This is a genomic window from Streptomyces sp. NPDC052040 (genome assembly GCF_044548405.1).
Taxonomy (GTDB): Bacteria; Actinomycetota; Actinomycetes; order Streptomycetales; family Streptomycetaceae; genus Streptomyces.
In genome coordinates, this window is sequence record NZ_JBIUBV010000006.1 from 42,728 (window position 1) to 60,907 (window position 18,180).

Annotated in this window: 14 protein-coding genes; 8 read left to right on the forward strand and 6 right to left on the reverse strand. The window is 73.3% G+C overall.

Annotated features, from left to right (window positions below; genetic code table 11):
• Positions 1-153: 153 nt before the first annotated feature.
• Positions 154-1,110, reverse strand: a complete 957-nt coding sequence (gene rsmH, locus ACIHAA_RS14675; protein WP_399816862.1) for a 16S rRNA (cytosine(1402)-N(4))-methyltransferase RsmH — start codon at positions 1,108-1,110, stop codon at positions 154-156.
• Positions 1,111-1,553: 443 nt separating this feature from the next.
• Here rsmH and ACIHAA_RS14680 point away from each other — a divergent pair, with 443 nt between their 5' ends.
• The 4 genes from ACIHAA_RS14680 to ACIHAA_RS14695 all read left to right on the forward strand — a co-directional run bounded on the left by ACIHAA_RS14680 (position 1,554) and on the right by ACIHAA_RS14695 (position 7,250).
• The gene (locus tag ACIHAA_RS14680) at positions 1,554-2,096 is read left to right on the forward strand and encodes a beta-class carbonic anhydrase (RefSeq protein ID WP_399816864.1); all 543 of its coding nucleotides are present in this window, start codon (positions 1,554-1,556) and stop codon (positions 2,094-2,096) included.
• A gap of 293 nt (positions 2,097-2,389) precedes the next feature.
• Positions 2,390-3,415, forward strand: a complete 1,026-nt coding sequence (locus ACIHAA_RS14685; protein WP_399816866.1) for an AAA family ATPase — start codon at positions 2,390-2,392, stop codon at positions 3,413-3,415.
• Positions 3,415-4,773 (forward strand): DUF58 domain-containing protein, encoded by a 1,359-nt coding sequence (locus tag ACIHAA_RS14690; protein WP_399816868.1) that lies wholly within the window; start codon positions 3,415-3,417, stop codon positions 4,771-4,773. Before ACIHAA_RS14685 ends, ACIHAA_RS14690 begins: the two co-directional genes overlap by 1 nt.
• Positions 4,770-7,250 (forward strand): DUF3488 and DUF4129 domain-containing transglutaminase family protein, encoded by a 2,481-nt coding sequence (locus tag ACIHAA_RS14695; RefSeq protein ID WP_399816870.1) that lies wholly within the window; start codon positions 4,770-4,772, stop codon positions 7,248-7,250. Before ACIHAA_RS14690 ends, ACIHAA_RS14695 begins: the two co-directional genes overlap by 4 nt.
• Before the next feature lie 606 nt (positions 7,251-7,856).
• On the opposite strand, the gene ACIHAA_RS14700 is transcribed toward ACIHAA_RS14695, so the two are convergent.
• The 3 genes from ACIHAA_RS14700 to ACIHAA_RS14710 all read right to left on the reverse strand — a co-directional run bounded on the left by ACIHAA_RS14700 (position 7,857) and on the right by ACIHAA_RS14710 (position 10,183).
• The gene (locus ACIHAA_RS14700; RefSeq protein ID WP_399816872.1) at positions 7,857-8,240 is read right to left on the reverse strand and encodes a DUF3040 domain-containing protein; all 384 of its coding nucleotides are present in this window, start codon (positions 8,238-8,240) and stop codon (positions 7,857-7,859) included.
• Positions 8,241-8,516: 276 nt separating this feature from the next.
• Positions 8,517-9,287: a methyltransferase gene (locus ACIHAA_RS14705; RefSeq protein ID WP_399816874.1), complete on the reverse strand. Its 771-nt coding sequence runs from the start codon at positions 9,285-9,287 to the stop codon at positions 8,517-8,519.
• 299 nt (positions 9,288-9,586) lie between these two features.
• Positions 9,587-10,183 carry an SAV_6107 family HEPN domain-containing protein gene (locus ACIHAA_RS14710; protein WP_399816875.1) on the reverse strand — a complete coding sequence of 199 codons (597 nt, stop codon included), beginning with the start codon at positions 10,181-10,183 and terminating at the stop codon, positions 9,587-9,589.
• Between the two features lie 195 nt (positions 10,184-10,378).
• Between ACIHAA_RS14710 and ACIHAA_RS14715 the strand changes: the two genes are divergently transcribed.
• From ACIHAA_RS14715 to ACIHAA_RS14730, 4 genes are all read left to right on the forward strand, one after another.
• Entirely contained in the window at positions 10,379-11,392 is a 1,014-nt protein-coding gene (locus ACIHAA_RS14715; protein WP_399817413.1) for an ATP-binding cassette domain-containing protein, read from the forward strand.
• Positions 11,364-13,448 (forward strand): YhgE/Pip family protein, encoded by a 2,085-nt coding sequence (locus tag ACIHAA_RS14720; RefSeq protein WP_399816877.1) that lies wholly within the window; start codon positions 11,364-11,366, stop codon positions 13,446-13,448. The genes ACIHAA_RS14715 and ACIHAA_RS14720 overlap by 29 nt, the downstream gene beginning before the upstream one ends.
• Before the next feature lie 56 nt (positions 13,449-13,504).
• Positions 13,505-14,137, forward strand: a complete 633-nt coding sequence (locus tag ACIHAA_RS14725; protein ID WP_399816879.1) for a TetR/AcrR family transcriptional regulator — start codon at positions 13,505-13,507, stop codon at positions 14,135-14,137.
• Between the two features lie 447 nt (positions 14,138-14,584).
• The gene (locus tag ACIHAA_RS14730) at positions 14,585-16,093 is read left to right on the forward strand and encodes a phytoene desaturase family protein (RefSeq protein WP_399816881.1); all 1,509 of its coding nucleotides are present in this window, start codon (positions 14,585-14,587) and stop codon (positions 16,091-16,093) included.
• Positions 16,094-16,200: 107 nt separating this feature from the next.
• Here the strand turns inward: ACIHAA_RS14730 and ACIHAA_RS14735 are convergent, their stop codons facing one another.
• Positions 16,201-17,175, reverse strand: coding sequence for a hypothetical protein (locus ACIHAA_RS14735; RefSeq protein WP_399816883.1), 975 nt, complete (start codon positions 17,173-17,175; stop codon positions 16,201-16,203).
• 56 nt (positions 17,176-17,231) lie between these two features.
• Positions 17,232-18,155, reverse strand: a complete 924-nt coding sequence (gene metF / locus ACIHAA_RS14740) for a methylenetetrahydrofolate reductase [NAD(P)H] (RefSeq protein ID WP_399816885.1) — start codon at positions 18,153-18,155, stop codon at positions 17,232-17,234.
• Between the last annotated feature and the right edge of the window lie 25 nt (positions 18,156-18,180).

Sequence of the window (18,180 nt, forward strand, 5' to 3'; positions counted from 1 at the left end):
CCGCTGCCGTCGCCGGTGGCGGGCGGGGGGCGGCGCGGAGTTCCCCCGGGGCCGGTGCGGGCGTCCGCCGCCGGTCGGCGCGTCCGGGCGTTTCGGGGCCGCTCTGTTCACTCGCCCTCCCCTTTCGTCAGGCCCACTCGGCTTCCGTCGGGCTCACTCGGCGTCCTCGCGGATGCGCTCGGCACCCCGCAGACGCGCCGGGGCCGCACGGCGGTTCTCGGCGATCTCCTCCTCGCTGGGAAGTTCGGCACCGCGTGTGAGGAGCTTGAGCCGGGGCTGGTGGTGTTCGGGCACGACCGGGAGGCCGGGGGGCGCGGTGGTCGCGGCCCCGGTGGCGAACACCTGCTTGACCAGGCGGTCTTCGAGGGAGTGGTAGGACAGGACGGCGATCCGGCCGCCGACGGCCAGGGCCTTCACGGCGGCGGGGATCGCCCGCTCCAGGACGGCGAGTTCGCCGTTGACCTCGATGCGCAGCGCCTGGAAGGTGCGCTTGGCGGGGTTGCCGCCGGTCCGCTTGGCGGCCTGCGGCAGCGCGTCCCGGATCAGTTCGACGAGCCGTGCGCTGTTGGTGAAGGGCTCCTTCGCGCGCTCCCGCACGACCGCCCCCACGATCCGCTTGGCCTGCTTCTCCTCGCCGTAGGCACGCAGGATCCGGACGAGTTCGCCCGGCGGGTAGGTGTTGAGAACCTCGGCGGCGCTCACGCCCGTCGTCTGGTCCATGCGCATGTCGAGCGGGGCGTCCTGCGCGTAGGCGAAGCCGCGGTCGGCCTCGTCGAGCTGCATGGAGGACACGCCGAGGTCGAAGAGGACGCCCTGGACGCGGGCCAGGCCCAGCCGGTCGAGCACCGCGGGGAGTTCGTCGTAGACGGCGTGCACCAGGGTGGCGCGGTCGCCGAAGGGGGCGAGGCGCTCCCCGGACAGGCGCAGTGCCTCCTTGTCGCGGTCGAGGGCCACGAGCCGCGCCTCGGGGAACCGGGTCAGCAGGGCCTCGCTGTGGCCGCCGAGTCCGAGGGTGCAGTCGACGACCACGGCACCCGGCTCGGCGAGGGCCGGGGCCAGCATGTCCAGACACTGCCGGAGCATGACGGGCACGTGTCGACTTGTGCTCAAGGGGGCCTCTCAGATCCGGCGCGCCGGTCCGCACGGACGGCCGGCCGCCCCCCTCCGGACGACGCCGGGGACGCCCCCGCTCGGCGAGGGGGCCTGCCGGCGCCGGAAGCGTCAGCCGACCGGGAGCGGGAGGAGGCCGAGCCGTACGTACGCGCCGCGCACGCGGGGAGAATCCGGCGGGCAGCCGGCGTCTCCTGGGTGGACAGTCCGCGGGGAGAACGTCTCGCCTCCCACTTCGCGTCACTTTAGTCCACCCCGTGATGCGGTCAATCAACCGGCCTGCGCGTCGCCGCGCGGCCCGCGGCGGTGGACGGCGGAGCGGGGTTCACCCGTCCGGCAGTGGCTGCTCCTCGGCGTGGAGTGCGTCACAACAAGCCGCACTGTCGTTCTTTGTTCGCTCTCACAGCAGGCCGGGATCGGCCGTGACCAGTAACGTCATGGGTATGACGACTTCCGCATCCGTACCCGCCGGTCCCGAAGGCGCCATAGTGGGCACCGTCACCGATCGCCTCGTGGAGGCCAACCAGCGTTATGCCGCCGCGTTCAAGGACCCCGGGATGGACGCCCGTCCCGTGCTCCGGGTCGCGGTCGTGGCCTGCATGGACGCCCGGCTGGACCTGCACGCCGCGCTCGGTCTCGAACTGGGCGACTGCCACACCATCCGCAACGCGGGCGGCGTCGTCACCGACGACGTGATCCGCTCCCTGACCATCAGCCAGCGCGCGCTGGGCACCCGCAGCGTAGTGCTGATCCACCACACCGGCTGCGGCCTGGAGTCCCTGACCGAGGAATTCCGGCACGAGCTGGAGATGGAGGTCGGGCAGCGGCCCGCCTGGGCGGTGGAGGCGTTCCGCGATGTCGACCAGGACGTGCGGCAGTCGATGCAGCGGGTGCGCACCTCGCCGTTCCTGCTGCACACCGATGACATAAGGGGCTTTGTCTTCGATGTGAAGACGGGTCTGCTGCGGGAGATCGACCCCGCATAAGGGCCGGTCCGGTCCGCTCCGCGCAGGGGCCGATCCGGTCCACCCCGTCCTTTTACCACGCCTTACACACGTATTTCTTCGGACAATCACCCCGGTCCGGGTGGGCCAAAAGGCCGTAAGGCCGACATATCGCAGACAGTTATCCACAGCCGAGTGACACGAACCGGTAACGGCTACAAGAATGCGGATGTGGCGTCACTCGGAACTGTTCCGGGGTGATGTCCGTATTCGGGGTGGGCCGGTCCGCATCGCAGAGCGTCGGCCCGGAGAAAGTACGGGCCGAGGAGGGCCGGGTGACGACCTATGACGATCGAGCGAGCCTCACTGATCTGACCGCCACTGTGGAGCGCGTCCGCAGTTCGGTGGAAGGAGTGATCGAGGGCAAGCCCGAGGTCGTACGGCTTTCCCTGACCGTGCTGCTCGCCGAGGGGCATCTTCTGATCGAGGATGTCCCCGGCGTCGGCAAGACCATGCTGGCGAAGGCCCTGGCGCGCTCCATCGACTGCTCGGTGCGGCGCATCCAGTTCACCCCGGACCTGCTGCCCTCGGACATCACGGGCGTGTCCATCTGGGACCAGCAGCGCCGGGACTTCGAGTTCAAGCCGGGCGCGATCTTCGCCCAGATCGTGATCGGCGACGAGATCAACCGCGCCTCCCCCAAGACCCAGTCGGCGCTGCTGGAGTCGCTGGAGGAGCGCCAGGTCACCATCGACGGCCAGACCTATGAACTGCCCAGCCCCTTCATGGTGGTCGCGACCCAGAACCCGGTGGAGATGGAGGGCACCTATCCGCTGCCCGAAGCCCAGCGGGACCGCTTCATGGCCCGTGTCTCCATCGGCTACCCGAGCGCGGAGGCCGAGCTCCAGATGCTCGACGTCCACGGCGGGGTCAATCCGCTGGACGACCTCCAGCCGGTGGCGCACGCGCACGAGATCCTCAAGCTGATCGAGGCCGTCCGGGGCGTGCATGTCGCCGAGTCCGTCCGGCGCTATGCGGTGGACCTGGTCGCCGCCACCCGCACCCATCCCGACCTCAGACTGGGCGCCTCGCCGCGCGCGACCCTGCATCTGCTGCGCGCGGCGAAGGCGTCCGCGGCCCTGTCCGGCCGGGAGTTCGCCCTGCCGGACGACGTCCAGGCCCTCGCCGTGGCGGTCCTGGCCCACCGTCTGCTGCCCACCGCACAGGCCCAGCTGAGCCGCCGCACCGCCGAGCAGGTCGTCCAGGAGATCCTTCAGAACACCCCGGTGCCCGCGGCACCGCAGGCCTCGGGCCTCCCCCTGGGGCGGGGCTACGGCCAGCAGCCGCCCCGGAGGCCCTGATGACCCACGGGGGGACGGCGCCCGGCGCCCAGGACGAGCCGGGCGGACTGCGCGCCGCGCTCACCGGGCTGACCACCCGGGGGCGCTCCTTCCTGGCCGCCGGGATCGCGGCCGTCGTCTGCGCCTACGTCCTCGGCCAGGCCGATCTGCTCCGGGTGGGACTGCTGCTCGCGGTGCTGCCCCTGGTCTGCGCCGCGGTGCTCCACCGCACGCGCTACCGGGTCGCGGGCAGCCGCCGTCTGACCCCGGAGCGGGTCCCCGCCGGTTCCGAGGCCCGCGTCCATCTGCTGATGGACAACGTCTCCCGGCTGCCCACCGGACTGCTGATGCTCCAGGACCGGGTGCCCTACGTCCTCGGGCCGCGCCCCCGCTTCGTCCTGGACCGGGTGGAGCCGGGCGGCCGGCGCGAGGTCTCCTACCGGGTCCGCTCCGATCTGCGCGGCCGCTATCCGCTGGGCCCGCTCCAGCTCCGGCTGGCCGACCCCTTCGGCATGTGCGAGCTGACCCGCTCCTTCTCCGCCCAGGACACGCTGACGGTCGTCCCACGGGTGGACCCGCTGCCGCCGATACGGCTGACCGGCGAGGCGCGGGGCTACGGCGACGGGCGGCAGCGGTCGCTGGCCCTGGCCGGTGAGGACGATGTGATCCCGCGCGGCTACCGCCACGGCGACGACCTCCGCCGGGTCCACTGGCGCTCCACCGCGCGCTACGGCGAGCTGATGGTGCGCCGGGAGGAGCAGCCGCAGCGCGCCAGGTGCACGGTGCTGCTCGACGCCCGCAGGACCGCCTTCCGGGGCACGGGCCCGGACTCGGCCTTCGAGTGGGCGGTCGCGGGCGCCGCGTCCACCCTCGCACACATGCTCGAACGAGGCTTCTCCGTGCGGCTGTTGACCGACACCGGCACCTCGGTGCCCGGCGAGGGGGCGGACGGGTTCGCGGGCGCGAGCCCCGAGTCCGCGGACGCGGCCGGACTGATGATGGACACCCTCGCCGTGATCGACCACTCGGACGGCACGGGCCTGTCCCGCGCCTACGACGTGCTGCGCGGCGGGAACGAGGGACTGCTGGTCGCCTTCTTCGGCGGCCTGGACGAGGAGCAGGCCGCGGTGGCCGCCAAGATGAGCAGACGCAGCGGCCGCGCGATCGCCTTCCTGCTGGACAGCGAGGCCTGGGAGCGCGAACCGGCTGATGTGCCGGCCCCCCTGGACCGCGCCGAGGACCGGCTGCGGCTGCTGCGCGAGTCGGGCTGGACGGCGCTGGCGGTGCCCCGCGGCGTTCCGCTCGCGGAGCTGTGGCGCGAGGCGGACCGGCAGCGCTCCGGCGCGGGCACCCTCAGCGGTGCGGAGGGACGGTCATGAGCGGGCGGCCCCGGCTGGCGCTGTGCGCCGCGGCGGCGACGCTGGCCGCGGCCTGCGCGCTGCTGCCCCTGGTGTCCCCGATGACCTGGCTCTTCCAGGCGGCGTTCCTGGTGGCGGCGCAGACCGGGGTCGGCGCGCTGGCCCGACAGGTGCCACTGGCCCGTCCGCTGACCATCGCCTGCCAGGCGGTCACCGGACTGCTGCTGCTCACCCTGGTCTTCGCCCACGACCAGTCCCTCGCGGGCTTCATCCCGGGCCCCGACGCCATCCGCCACTTCGGGGAGCTGCTCCAGTCGGGCTCACAGGACGTGGGGCGGTATGCCATTCCCGCGCCGCTCACCCCCGGCATCCGGCTGATGATCGTCGGCGGGGTGCTGGTCATCGGGCTCCTGGTGGACGCGCTCGCCGTGACGTTCCGCTCGGCGGCCCCGGCCGGACTTCCGCTGCTCGCGCTGTACTCGGTGGCCGCGGGGCTGTCCCACGGCGCCGCCGACTGGCTGTGGTTCCTCGTCGCCGCGAGCGGCTATCTGATGCTGCTGCTGGCCGAGAGCCGCGACCGGCTCTCCCAGTGGGGCCGGATCTTCGGCGGCCCGCCGCGCGAACGGGAGCGGGGTACCGGCGGTGCCGTGGCCCCCGTCCGGGCCGGGCGCCGGATCGGGGCGGTGGCGCTGGGCGTCGCGCTGGTGGTGCCGCTCGCGCTGCCCTCGCTCACGGGCGGCCTGCTGGACGGCACCGGAAGCGGGGTAGGCGCCGGATTCGGCGACGGCAACACCATCTCCGCGGTCAACCCCCTGGTCTCGCTGCGCGACAGCCTCAATGTGGACCAGGACCGCCAGGTGATGGCCTACCGCACCAACTCGGACGACACCCAGGACATGTATCTGCGGATCGTCGCCCTGGACGACTTCGACGGCACGACCTGGCGGCCGGCCCAACGCCGCATCTCCGCCGTGCCGGGAACCCTCCCCACTCCGACGGGCCTCGCGGGCGATGTGCGCCGGACCGAGATCGAGACGCGGATCTCGGCGGCGGACTGGTACGCACAGGACTGGCTGCCGATGCCGTACCCGGCGACCGGGGCGAAGGTCAAGGGCAGCTGGCGCTACGAGCCGGTGGGCCGCACACTCGTCGGCGACCACGGCCAGACCACGCGCGGCCTCCAGTACGACGTCAAGAGCCTGATCGTGCAGCCGACCGCGGAGCAGCTGGCGGCGGCGCCGGAGCCGCCGGAGCCGCTGAAGCGCGACTTCACCAAGGTGCCGGCCTCGCTTCCGGCGATCGTGGCGCAGACGGCCCGCAAGGTGACCGCGGGCGCGTCCAACCACTACGAGCAGGCCGTCAGGCTCCAGGACTACTTCGCGCTCAACGGCGGCTTCACCTACAGCACCGAGGTGCAGGCCGGCACCGGCTCGAAGGCCATCGCCCGCTTCCTGAGGGACAAGCAGGGCTTCTGCGTGCACTTCTCGTTCGCGATGGCCGCGATGGCCCGGACCCTCGGGATTCCGGCCCGGGTGGCGGTGGGATTCACCCCGGGCTCCCCGCAGGCGGACGGGTCCATGTCGGTGGGGCTGCGGGATGCGCACGCCTGGCCCGAGCTGTACTTCGAGGGGGTCGGCTGGACCCGCTTCGAGCCGACCCCGACCCGCGGCACGGCCCCCTCCTACACCCAGTCGAACACGCCCAGCGGGGAGATTCCGGCCGTGCCGCAGCCGCCCCGGTCGGCCACGTCCGCGCCGTCCACGGCTCCCTCCGCGAGCGAGAGCTGCTCGGCGACCATGCGGAAGCTGGAGGCGTGCCCGGACCAGTCCGCGGGGGCCCTGGCGACCGCGGGGGACGACGGGCCGCCGTGGTACCGGGTCCTGGCCTGGACACTGCTGGGGCTCGCCCTGCTCGCGGTGCCGCTGGCGCCGATGCTGTGGCGGCTGCGGAGCCGGTCGGTACGGCTGGCCTCCGCCCGGCACGCCTCGTCCGGCCCCCGGACGTGCACCGGTGACGGTGAGATCGCGGTGGCCACGCTGCCGGGCGGGGTGCCCCCGGACGGGGCGGCGGACGCGGCCGCGGGCCACACCCTGGCCGTGTGGCGCGAGCTGACCGACACGGCCTGGGACTACGGCATCCCGCCGGACGAGGCCCTGACCCCACGCGGGGCGGCCGCCCGGATCGTGCGCCTCGGCCGCCTGGACGAGCCCGCCGCGGCCGCGGTGCACCGGCTGGCCGGTGCGGTGGAACAGGTCCTGTTCGCACCACGGCCATGCCCCGAGCCCGGTCTCGCCGAGGACGTGCGCACGGTACGCACGGCCCTGCGCTCCGGGGTCGGCCCCCGAACCCGGATACGCGCAGTGCTGGCCCCCCGCTCCGCCCTGCGCCTCCTCTGGACCGCCGGCGACCGCTGGGCCGCCTTTCGAGCGCACTGGACCGCCCGCCGGACACCGGGGACGCCGGGGACGCCGGGGGCGCCGGGAGAGCGGGGGGTCTGAGGCAGGCCGCTGGGGCGGGGCGGCGGACTGGGTTGCGGACCGGGGTACCGGGTCCGCGCGGGGGCGGTGGCCTGGGTTCTGAGCGGGGGATACCGGATCCGCGTGGGGGCCCGGGATCCGAGCCGGGATACCGGGTCCGCGCGGGAAGACTGGGTTCCGGCCCGGGGTACCGAGCCCGCGCGGGGAGACCTGGGTTCGGGCGGGGATACCGGGTCCGCCGCGCCGTGGCGGCGGGGTCTGGCCAGGGCGCCGGGGTCGGCTGGCTTCGGGCTGGGGCGGGATTTACGGGCCCGGGGCGGGGGTACCGGGGTCTGCCTGGGCTCCGAGCGCAGGGCGGACCTGCGCTACGGGCCCGGGGCGCGGGTGCCGGAGCTGCTGGCCGGGCTACGGTCCCCGGGTGGCGTGGCTGGGCTGTCGGTCGAGGGCTTTGGTGAGACGTTGGGCGGGGGCCTTCCCACGGGGCTGGCGGGGCCCCTCCGCTGGCCGGGCGGGGGCGGCGGGAAGGACCTCGCGGCCCCGGCGGGGGCGGTGGCATGGCTGAGGGGGCGGCCATCCCGTCGGATGGCCGCCCCCTCGCGGAAGTCTTCGGGCTGGTGCCCGGAGGGGCTAGTGGCCCTGTTCGTCCCGGCGGCGCTGCCAGCGCTGCTCGATGCGGTCCATCATGGAGCGTCGGGCGCGGGCCTGCCGACGGGCGCCCGGCGCACCCTGCTCGCCCGGCTTGGGCACCTTGCGCCACCCGGTCACCACAAGCACGGCACAGCCCAGCATGACGAGGAAGCCCACCACGCTGATCCAGATCTGCTTCGCGACCATTCCGGCCATGAGGAGCGCGATACCCACCAGGAAGCCCGCCGCCGCCTGGTAGACCCGTCGCCGGGTGTACGTACGCAGCCCGCTTCCCTCAAGCGCTGTCGCGAACTTGGGATCTTCGGCGTACAGCGCTCGCTCCATTTGCTCGAGCATTCGCTGCTCGTGCTCCGAGAGCGGCACGGAGTCCTCCTCATCGTGCAGTCGCCGGGGCGACCGGGGGTCCCCTTCAGGATAGGCAGGGAATCGCCCCCTTGAAACCCGCCCCTCTACGCCAATTGGCCAACCGGAACCCGCCATGGCAGTCCCGGCTCACTGAGGCTTCCATTCCCCAGTGGCCGACCCGTCATGCCGGGTGGTCTCCCTCGATCATACGGCGGGGACCGCCCGATCGGAGGTCCTGTGGCGTACTCCATCCACCGCCCCGCCGCTGATCAACGGCGGGGCGCCGCAGTCGACTCAGGCAGCGCCCGCGCCCCGGCTCTCGCCGAGGACATGGAGCTGGGTGGCAACGGCATGGAAGGCGGGGTCCTCGGCGGCCGCGGCCTCCAGGGCGAGCAGCGCGTCCAGGGCGCCCGGCTCGGTGTCCACCAGCACTCCGGGTACGAGATCCGCGAAGACCCGGACGCCGTGCACGGCGGCGACACCGAGGCCCGCCTCCTCGACGAGCGAGGTGAGCTGCGCGGCGGTGAAGCGGTGGGGAACGGGGTCGCCCTCCCCCCACCGGCCGTCCGGGTCCCCGAGCGCCTGCCGGGCCTCCTTGAAGTGACCGGCGAGGGCCCGCGCCAGGACCGCACCGCCGAGGCCCGCCGCGAGCAGGCTGAGGACACCGCCGGGACGCAGCGCGGCGACCACGTTGCGCACGCCTTCGGCGGGGTCGTCCACGTACTCCAGGACGCCGTGGCACAGCACGGCGTCGTAGCCCTCCCGCTCCACCACGTCGAAGAGGCCGTGGGCGTCGCCCTGGACACCGCGCACCCGGTCGGCGACGCCGGCCTCGGCGGCCCGCCGCTCCAGCGCGAACAGCGCGTTCGGGCTGGGGTCGACGACGGTGACCCGGTGGCCGAGGCGGGCGGCGGGCACCGCGAAGTTGCCGCTGCCGCCCCCGGTGTCGAGGACGTCCAGCACGTCCCGCCCCGTGGCCTTGACGCGGCGGTCGAGGGCGTCCTTGAGGACCTCCCAGACCACGGCGGTACGGAGTGAAGCGCGCGGGCGCATCGGGTCCGACACGGCAGTTGACTCCTCGGCGCGGCACCGCCTTCTGCACGGCGGAGCGATCGGTCGGCCTTCCCGACCCGCATCGGGGCGGAAGGCTCCAGGCGCCTCCACCCTATTGCCTCCGCCACAGTGCACGGAGCCCCGACCCACACCGACCGCACCGCCCCGCGGCGCCACCGCCCCGGGCCCCGGCCCGCGCCCCGGCATCCGCAACCCCAGCCGCGGCATCAACCGTGGTCGCAACCGTGGCTTCAACCCGTATGCATCGCCCCTTCCCCCCTCCCCCCTCCCGCCCCACCCCTCCTCGCCCCTCACCCCGCGTCCGGCATCCCCTCCCGCCGCTGCCCCTCCCCCAAAGGCCCTCCGCCCAGAGGTCCCCCGCCGCGAGGCCCCTCACCGGTCTGCTGGCGTGGCTGTGGCAGGACCGGCTGCAACACCAGCATTCGTTCGACGATGCGCAGGAACATCGCCGCGTCGCGTATCAGGTCGTCCGCGTCCCGGTCCCCGGCGGCGCCCGCGATACCGGCCTCGGCGCGGGCCCGGCGGTCGGCGCCGGAGGCGAACAACGCGCTCCAGTCGGTAAGTTCGGGAGCCATCTCGGACAGCACCTCCCAGGCGCTGCGGATCCGGGCGCGGCGGCGGGCGTTGAGCTCCGGCCGTCCGCGGGCGGCGAGCACCGCCGCGGCCGTGCGCAGGGCCGCGAGATGCGCCGTCGCATACCGCTCGTTGGGGGTGTCCAGGCGGGCCGCCTCGTCGAGTCCGGCGCGGGCCTGGGCGAGCAGGTCCAGTGCGGCGGGCGGGGCGGTGGACCGGCGCAGCACGGGGTGCACATCGCTCGCCGGGCCGTTCAGTGAGGGGGCAGGGCCGGTGGCGCGGCGCCGTGCGGCACCTGCGGAGTGGCTGGCCATGACGAACCTCCTGTCGTCTGCGTGACGGCGCTGTGGCCGTATGTGCACATCGTGCGGCACGGCACTGACAATCCGGCCTGACCAGCGGCTTTGCTCGATCTCGGGGGTTCGGGGTAACTTTTGAACTGACCAGTCAGTTCAAAACCGGGTCCCACGACTGGGCGCTCCGCCCAGGGGAACCAGGGGGGCATGGACATGCAGGAGGAAGCGGCCGGGGCCGCCGTGGAGGCCACGGACCTCGGCCTCAAGGGCCCGCGTGGCCCCGTGTTCCGGGGGATCCGGGTGGCGGCCCGGCCCGGCGCGCTCATCGCAGTGGAGGGGCCCTCGGGCTCAGGCCGCACCAGTCTGCTGCTGGCGCTCACCGGACGGATGAAGCCGACCGAGGGCAGTGCCGTGGTCGGCGGGCACCGGCTGCCCAAGGAGATGTCCGCGGTCCGCCGGATCAGCGCGGTCGCGAACATGTCGGGCGTCACCGATCTGGAACCGGCGCTGACTGTGGCCGAGCACCTGCGCGAACGCGCCCTGCTGGAGAGCCGGTTCGGGGACTCCCTGCGTGCGCTGCTGCGCCCCCGCAGCGAGCGCTCGGCGGCGGCGCGGCACCGTATCGACACGGCCGTCACCGCGGCCGGGCTCGACCTGGAGGCGCTGCCCAAAGGCCCCCGCACCGCCGTACGCGATCTGGAGCGGCTGGAGGCCCTGCGGCTGTCCATCGCGCTGGCCCTCATCAGCCGGCCGCGGCTGCTCGCGGTCGACGACACCGACCTCAAGCTCTCCCCCGCCGAACAGACCGAGACCTGGGCCCTGTTGAGGTCTCTCGCCGCGGCCGGGACCACCGTCTTCGCGGTGTGTGCCGAAGCCCCGCAGGACGTGACCGTGGTGTCGACGGCTTCCGGCTACCGCGTACCACAGGGCGAGGCCCCCGCCCCCTCCGACGAGCCCGCCAAGCCTTCCGAGCCCGTCGAGCCCTCCGAGCCCGCCAAGGACTCCACGGAATCCGAGAAGTCCGAGCCCGCCAAGGACTCCGCGACATCCGTGAAGTCCGCGCGCTCCGGGGACTCACAGGACTCCCAGAGCCCTCAGGGCTCCTCCCAGGGCTCCCAGGACACGGAGGCCGCCGCGGCCGCCACCCCCGATGAGCAGCCGTCCCGCGACGGCGCCGAAGACGACAAGGAGACGGCGGATGCGCTCGCCGAAACTGGCCGCGCTTGAGCTGAAGCGGTTCGGCAGGGGAAGGCTGCCCCGTGCGGCACTCGTCGCCCTCCTGCTGCTGCCGCTGCTGTACGGCGGTCTGTACCTGTGCTCCTTCTGGGATCCGTACGGACGCCTGGACCGCATACCCGTGGCGCTCGTCGACGACGACAAGGGCGCGACGGCGGACGGTCAGAAGATCACCGCGGGCGAGGACCTCGTCAAGGGACTGCGCGAGAGCAAGACCTTCGAGTGGCACGAGGTGGACGCGGCCGAGGCCAGGCGGGGTGTGGAGAACGGCACCTACTACCTGTCGCTGACCATGCCGTCCGACTTCAGCGCGCGGATCGCCACCAGCTCCGGGAAGTCCCCCGAGACCGGTGCCCTCCAAGTGCGCACCAACGACGCGAACAACTACATCGTCGGGCAGATCTCCAAGACGGTGTTCGGCGAGGTGCGTTCGGCGGCCTCCGCGAAGACCTCGCGGACCTTCCTGGACCGGATCTTCATCTCCTTCTCCGACATCCACGGCAAGACCGTGCAGGCCGCGCAGGGCGCCGACAAGCTCACCGGCGGGATCGGCAAGGCGGAGCAGGGCTCCAAGGCCCTCGCCGACGGTCTCGCGGAGGCCAGGAACGGCGGCGGCAAGCTGTCGGACGGCCTGACGAAGCTCACCCGGGGCGCGGGCGATCTGCACAGCGGGGCGCAGCAGATCGCGTCCGGTACCCAGGCGCTGGCCGACCGGGTGCACGGCGCGGCCGACCAGGTGCGGCCGTTCCTGAAGGAGAACGGACGGCAGATCGCCGACACCGCGACCCTGGTGGCCGACTCCTCGGGAGTGATCAGCGACCACCTCGACGCGTTCGTCAGCACGGCCCCGCTCGCCGAGAGCGGCACCCGCAAGGCGTCCGACGCGCTCAACGAGGTCTACGACCGGCGCTGCACCGACGCGCTGCTGCCCGACCCCGCCTGCGACGACCTGAAGAAGGCCCGGGACGCGGCGGCCCAGGCGGCGCAGCTGGCCCATGACGTGAACACCGTGGTGCAGGACTACCACGGGGACATGACCGCGCTGAAGGGCGATCTGACGACGCTCCAGCAGCAGGCGCGGGCCCTCGCCAAGGCGGCGCCGCACCTCTCCGGGGACCTCGACGACGCGGTCGCCAAGGTGGACGCGCTCAACCAGGGCGCCGCCCGGGTCGCCCAGGGAGCGGGCACGCTGCGCGGCGGACTGGGCACCGCCCAGGCGGGCGCCGACGATCTCAACGCGGGCCTGGACCGGCTGGCGTCGGGCGCGGTGGACCTCAACGGAGGCATGTACAAGCTGGCCGACGGCTCCGGGAAGCTGGCGGGCGGACTGCACGACGGGGCGTCGAAGATCCCCGACTACGACAAGCAGGACCGCGACCGGCGGACCGATGTCATGGCCGACCCGGTGCAGCTCGCGTCCCGGGACCTGCACCACGCGCCGAACTACGGCACCGGCTTCGCCCCGTACTTCATTCCGCTGTCCCTGTGGGTGGGCTCCATGGTGGCGTACATGCTGATTCCGCCGCTGAACCGGCGCGCGCTGTCGGCGGGCGCCTCGGCCCGGCGGATCACGCTGGCGGGCTGGCTGCCCGCGGCCGCCGTGGGGATCCTCCAGACGGGCGCCCTGATGGCCGTACTGCACTGGGCGATCGGCCTGGAGATGGTGCGGGCGGCGGGCACGGTCGGCTTCCTGTTCCTGGTCGCGGTGTGTTTCGCGGCCATCGTGCAGTGGCTGAACGCGCAGTTCGGCGCGGCGGGCCGGATCCTGGTGCTGGCCCTGCTGATGCTCCAGCTGACGTCCGCGGGCGGCACCTACCCGGTGCAGACCAGCCCCGGCTTCTTCAACGCGATCCACCCCTTCCTGCCGATGAGTTACGTCGTGCAGGCCCTGCGCAGGCTGATCACCGGCGGCGGACTCACCCCGGTGTGGCAGGCGTGCGCCGTGTTGACGGTGTTCACCGTGGGCGCCCTCGCGCTGACCGCTCTGACGGCCCGCCGCAAGCAGGTGTGGACGCTCAGCAGGCTGCACCCGGAGCTGACCCTGTGACGCCGACGGCCGGAGCTGCGCCCTCCGACGCGGCCTTTCCTGTGAGAATTACAGCCATGGAACACAGCAGTGCCTCCGCCCCGGGCGGCTCGGGTCGCCGCGCGGCGACCCGGCAGAAGCTCTACGAGGCGGCGGTCACCCTCATCGCGGAGCAGGGCTTCTCCGCGACGACCGTCGACGAGATCGCCGAGCGGGCGGGGGTCGCCAAGGGCACGGTCTACTACAACTTCGCCAGCAAGTCGGTCCTCTTCGAGGAACTGCTGCGGCACGGCGTGGGCCTGCTCACCGCCTCGCTGCGGGAGGCGGCCGAGGAGACGGACCGGGCGGGCGGCAGCAAGGTCGACGCACTGGACGCCATGATCCGTGCGGGGCTCGGCTTCATCTGCCGCTATCCGGCCTTCACCCAGCTGTATGTGGCCGAGCTGTGGCGCACCAACCGGGCCTGGCAGTCCACGCTCATGGTGGTGCGCCGCCAGGTGGTCGCGGCCATCGAGGACGTGCTGCGGGAAGGCGTGGCGAACGGTGAGTTCAGCGAGGAGATCGACATCCCGCTGACGGCGGCCGCGCTGGTCGGCATGGTGCTGGTGGCGGCCCTGGACTGGCAGTCGTTCCAGCCGGAGCGCTCCCTGGACGATGTGCACGCGGCGCTGTCGCGGCTGATCCAGGGGCGCGTGAGCGGCGCCCGGTAGCGCCTCCGCGCGCCGAAGCGCCGGTCCCGAGAAACAAAGCGCCGGTCCGGGTGGCCGCGTCCCCCGCGGCCGCCCGGACCGGCGCTCTGCCGTTCCCCCGTATCCCCTTGCGTTCCCCGTGTTCCCTTGTGTCCCCCGTTGCGGTCGTTCCCCCGGGTCTCCCCGTGCCTCGCTTCCGCCGAACGGGGTCGGCGGAAGGAGCGGGCAGGGGCGCGGAAGCCGTTCCGCCGCCCCGTGACGGCGGTTCCGGGCCACACCCCGTCTCCGTACCTCCACTGTCTCGTTCCCGCAGGTCGGAGCCCATCCGCGAAGATACTCATCTCCGCGTCTAGGTACAGATACTCAGATCCGGCCATCCGCCCCGCACCCGGTGGCCGGATCGGCGGCCATGGCGCCGGTCCGGGGCTCCCGGCGGGACTGTCGGCGGTCGCCGATAAAGTCACCGGCATGGCACGGATTGCGGTGATCGGCGCCGGGATGGGCGCGATGGCGGCCGCTGCCCGGCTGGCCGTCGCGGGCCACCGGGTGGTGGTGTACGAGCGTACGGAGACGTACGGCGGCGCGGTGCGCCGTTTCTCCCGCGACGGTTTCTCCTTCGACACGGGTCCGGGCCTGCTGCCCCTCCCGGCGGTCTACCGCGATCTGTTCGTCAAGACCGGCCGGGAACCGCTGGAGAGCTGTGTGGAGCTGGTCCAGGTGGATCCGTCCGCCCGCCATCTCTTCGCCGACGGCACGGAGGCCGCGCTGCCGAACGCGTCCCGCGCGGGTGCCGTCGCCGCGCTGGACGCGGCACTCGGCGGCGGGGCGGGCGAGCGCTGGGGCGACTTCCTGGTGCGGGCCCGTGAGGCCTGGGACCGCACCCGCAGGCCCCTGCTGGAGGAACCGCTGTGGCCCAACTGGGAGGTGCTGGCCGAGCGCGAGCCCTATCCGTCGGTGCCGCACCGCAGACTGCTGCGCACCCGGCGGGCCGTGACGCTCGCCGAGATCGGCGCGTTCGAACTGCGTGACGCGCGGCTCGCGGCACTCCTGGAGAGCCATGCGCTGGCGTACGGCCTGGATCCCCGGACGGCACCGGCGAGCGCGGCGGTGCTGCCGTATCTGGAGCACGCCTTCGGCACCTGGTATGTGCGCGGCGGGATGCGGGAGCTGGCCCGTGCCCTCCACGAGCGGTGTCTCACGCGGAAGGTGGAGTTCGTCTTCGGCGCGGAGGTCACCGGGATCGTCGAGAAGGACGGCCGGGCGGCGGGCGTGGAGCTGGCCGGGGGCGCGGGACAGGGCACGGTGGCGGAGGCGGACCAGGTGGTCGCCGGGGTCGCGCCCGCGGTGCTGGACCGTCTGATGCCGGGGACGGCGAGCGCGCGGGAGCCCGGCGGGGTCGCGGCCCCGCAGGGGCTGCCCGCCCGGCTGACGGTGCTGCTGGCACTGCGGGGCGGCCGCCCGGAGGGCTGCGCGCACCGCACGGTGGTCCATCCGGCCGACCGCGATGCCGAGCTGGACCGCCTGTTCGGCCCGGACACCGGGCTCCCCGCCACCCCGACGGTGACCGTGCTGCGCCCGGACGACCCCGCGCTGGTGCCCGACCCGGCCCATGAGGCGGTCACCCTGTCGGTGACCGTCCCGGCGGGCCTGGAGCTGTCCGCGGCCGAGGTGGACCGGGTCGTCGAGGCGGCCGAGCGCGCGATACCCGGCCTGCGCGAGAGGGTGCTGTGGCGGGAGGTGCGCACTCCGGGACACATCGCCGAGGAGACCGGCGCGCCCGGCGGCGCGGTCCCGGCACCGGCCCTCGCGGCGGGCGGCGGCCGGCTGCTGCACCCGTCCAACACCACGGCTCTGCCGGGCCTGTTGACGGCCGGCGGCTGGTCCCACCCCGGGGGCGGTCTGCCCCATGCGGGCATGTCGGGGGCCCTGGTCTCCGGGCTGATCGTGGAGGGACCCGGCTTCCGCGGCTCCCAGTGAGCCGGTCCGCCGGGAAGCGGCGCGACGACCGGACATGAGTGAGGGCCCGGTACGGGGTACCGGGCCCTCCACAGAGGGTCGGCCAAGGGTGTCCGACCGCCTCGGGCTCAGAAGCGGTAGTGCTCGTCGTAGCCGTGGCCCTGGGCGGTGCCGTTCGGTGCGGTGCCGTTCGGGGTGCTGCCGTTCCCCTGGTACGGATACGGCTGCTCCTGCGGGAGTTCACCGCCGAGCGCGTCGTCGGTGCTGCGCTGCTGGGGCACCCAGACGCCGCCGGCCGGGGTCTCGCCGTAGGTGCCCTGGGCGTACTGCTGCTCCTGCCCGTACGCCTGCTGGCCGTACTGCTGCTGCTCCTGGCCGCCGTAGGACGGGTCGTAGGTGCCGCCGCCGTAGGTCGCGGCGCCCGCGTACGGGTCCGCGTACTCCCCGTACTGCTGCGGGGTGCCCTCGTAGCCGTACCCCTGCTGGCCGTAGCCGGAGTAGCCGTCGTAGGCGTAGGCACCCTGGTGCTGCTGGTCCTGGCCCTGGGCCTGCTCCCCGTAGGTGGGGTCGGCGGCCGCCGCGTAGCCCGCGCCGGTGTAGACGCCGTAGGAGCCGGTCTCGTCGGGCAGGGGCTGCGGCTCGTAGACGGCGGTCGACTCGGCGGTGCTCTCCGTGGGCTGGGCGCGGGTGAAGACGTTGTCGTCGTCGTAGCCGTCGTCCTGCTGCGGGTGGTGGGCCGTGGCGGACAGCGCCTCCTCGGGGGCGCCGTCCGGCTCCGGTGCCGGTTCCTGCCGGGCCGCCTCGCCCCGGCGGCGCTTCTGCTTCTTGGCCCCGCCGGCCTCGCGCGGGCGGTTGCCGACCGCCCAGCCCTCCGCGAAACCGCGGCGGAAGGAGAGCGTCACATAGGTCTGCCCGACCGCGAACGCGATCGCGCCCAGGCCGATGACGATCACCGAGGGGATCAGCACGCCGAACACGACGCCGAGGAACCCGCCGAACGCCAGCAGCCGCCAGCGCAGCCGCGCCTTGTACTGAAGCAGCACCTCGCCGAGAAGCCACAGCGCGACGATGCCGAACGCGATGTAGAGGACCGCCCAGCCCATGTACGCCCCTCTCCCAGTGGCCGCTACGCAGTGTGTCGTAGGTGAGTGCGACCGGTCTAGGCCCGCTTCGGATGGTGCAGGCCCAGGTTTTCGTAGATTTCCAGCGTCGCCGTGGAGTTGTTGAGTGTAATGAAGTGCAGTCCGGGAACTCCCTCGGCCAGCAGCCTCGCGCAGAACTCGGTGGCGAACTCGATGCCAATCGAGCGTACAGCCGCCGGATCGTCCTTCGCTGCGAGGATCCGCTCTTTCAGGGCGTCGGGCAGGACGGCGTTGCTGAGCTGCGGCAGCCGCTCCAGCATCCGCACACTGGTGACCGGCATGACCTCGGGGATGACCGGGGTGGTGCAGCCGGCCGCGGTGACCCGGTCCCGCAGCCGCAGATACGACTCCGGCTGGAAGAACATCTGGGTGATCGCGTAGTCGGCGCCCGCCCGGCACTTGTCGACGAAGTGCGCGACGTCCGAGTCCCAGCTGGGCGAGCGCGGGTGCATCTCGGGGAAGGCGGCGACGCCCACGCAGAAGTCGCCCGCCTCCTTGATGAGCCGGACCAGGTCGGCCGCGTAGGTCAGACCCTTGGGGTGCGGGATCCAGTCGGCCATCGGGTCGCCGGGCGGGTCGCCGCGGACGGCGAGCATGTTGCGGATCCCGGCGTCGGCGTACTGGCCGATGATGTTGCGCAGTTCGGCGACCGAGTGGTTGACGGCGGTGAGGTGGGCGACCGGGGTGAGCGTGGTGTCGACGACGATCTGCTGGGTCTCCTTCACCGTGCCCGCGCGGGTGGAACCACCCGCGCCGTAGGTCACGGAGACGAAGTCCGGGGCGACCGCCTCGACCCTGCGCAGCGCGCTCCACAGGTTCCGCTCGCCCTTGGGGGTCTTCGGTGCCGAGAACTCGAACGAGTACGTCGTCTTGCCGGAGGCGAGGATGTCGCGCACGGTCCGCGCGCGATCAGTCCTCGTGGATGCGGTTCCGAGGGCCATATCGGCAGGTTAGTCAGCAAGGGGC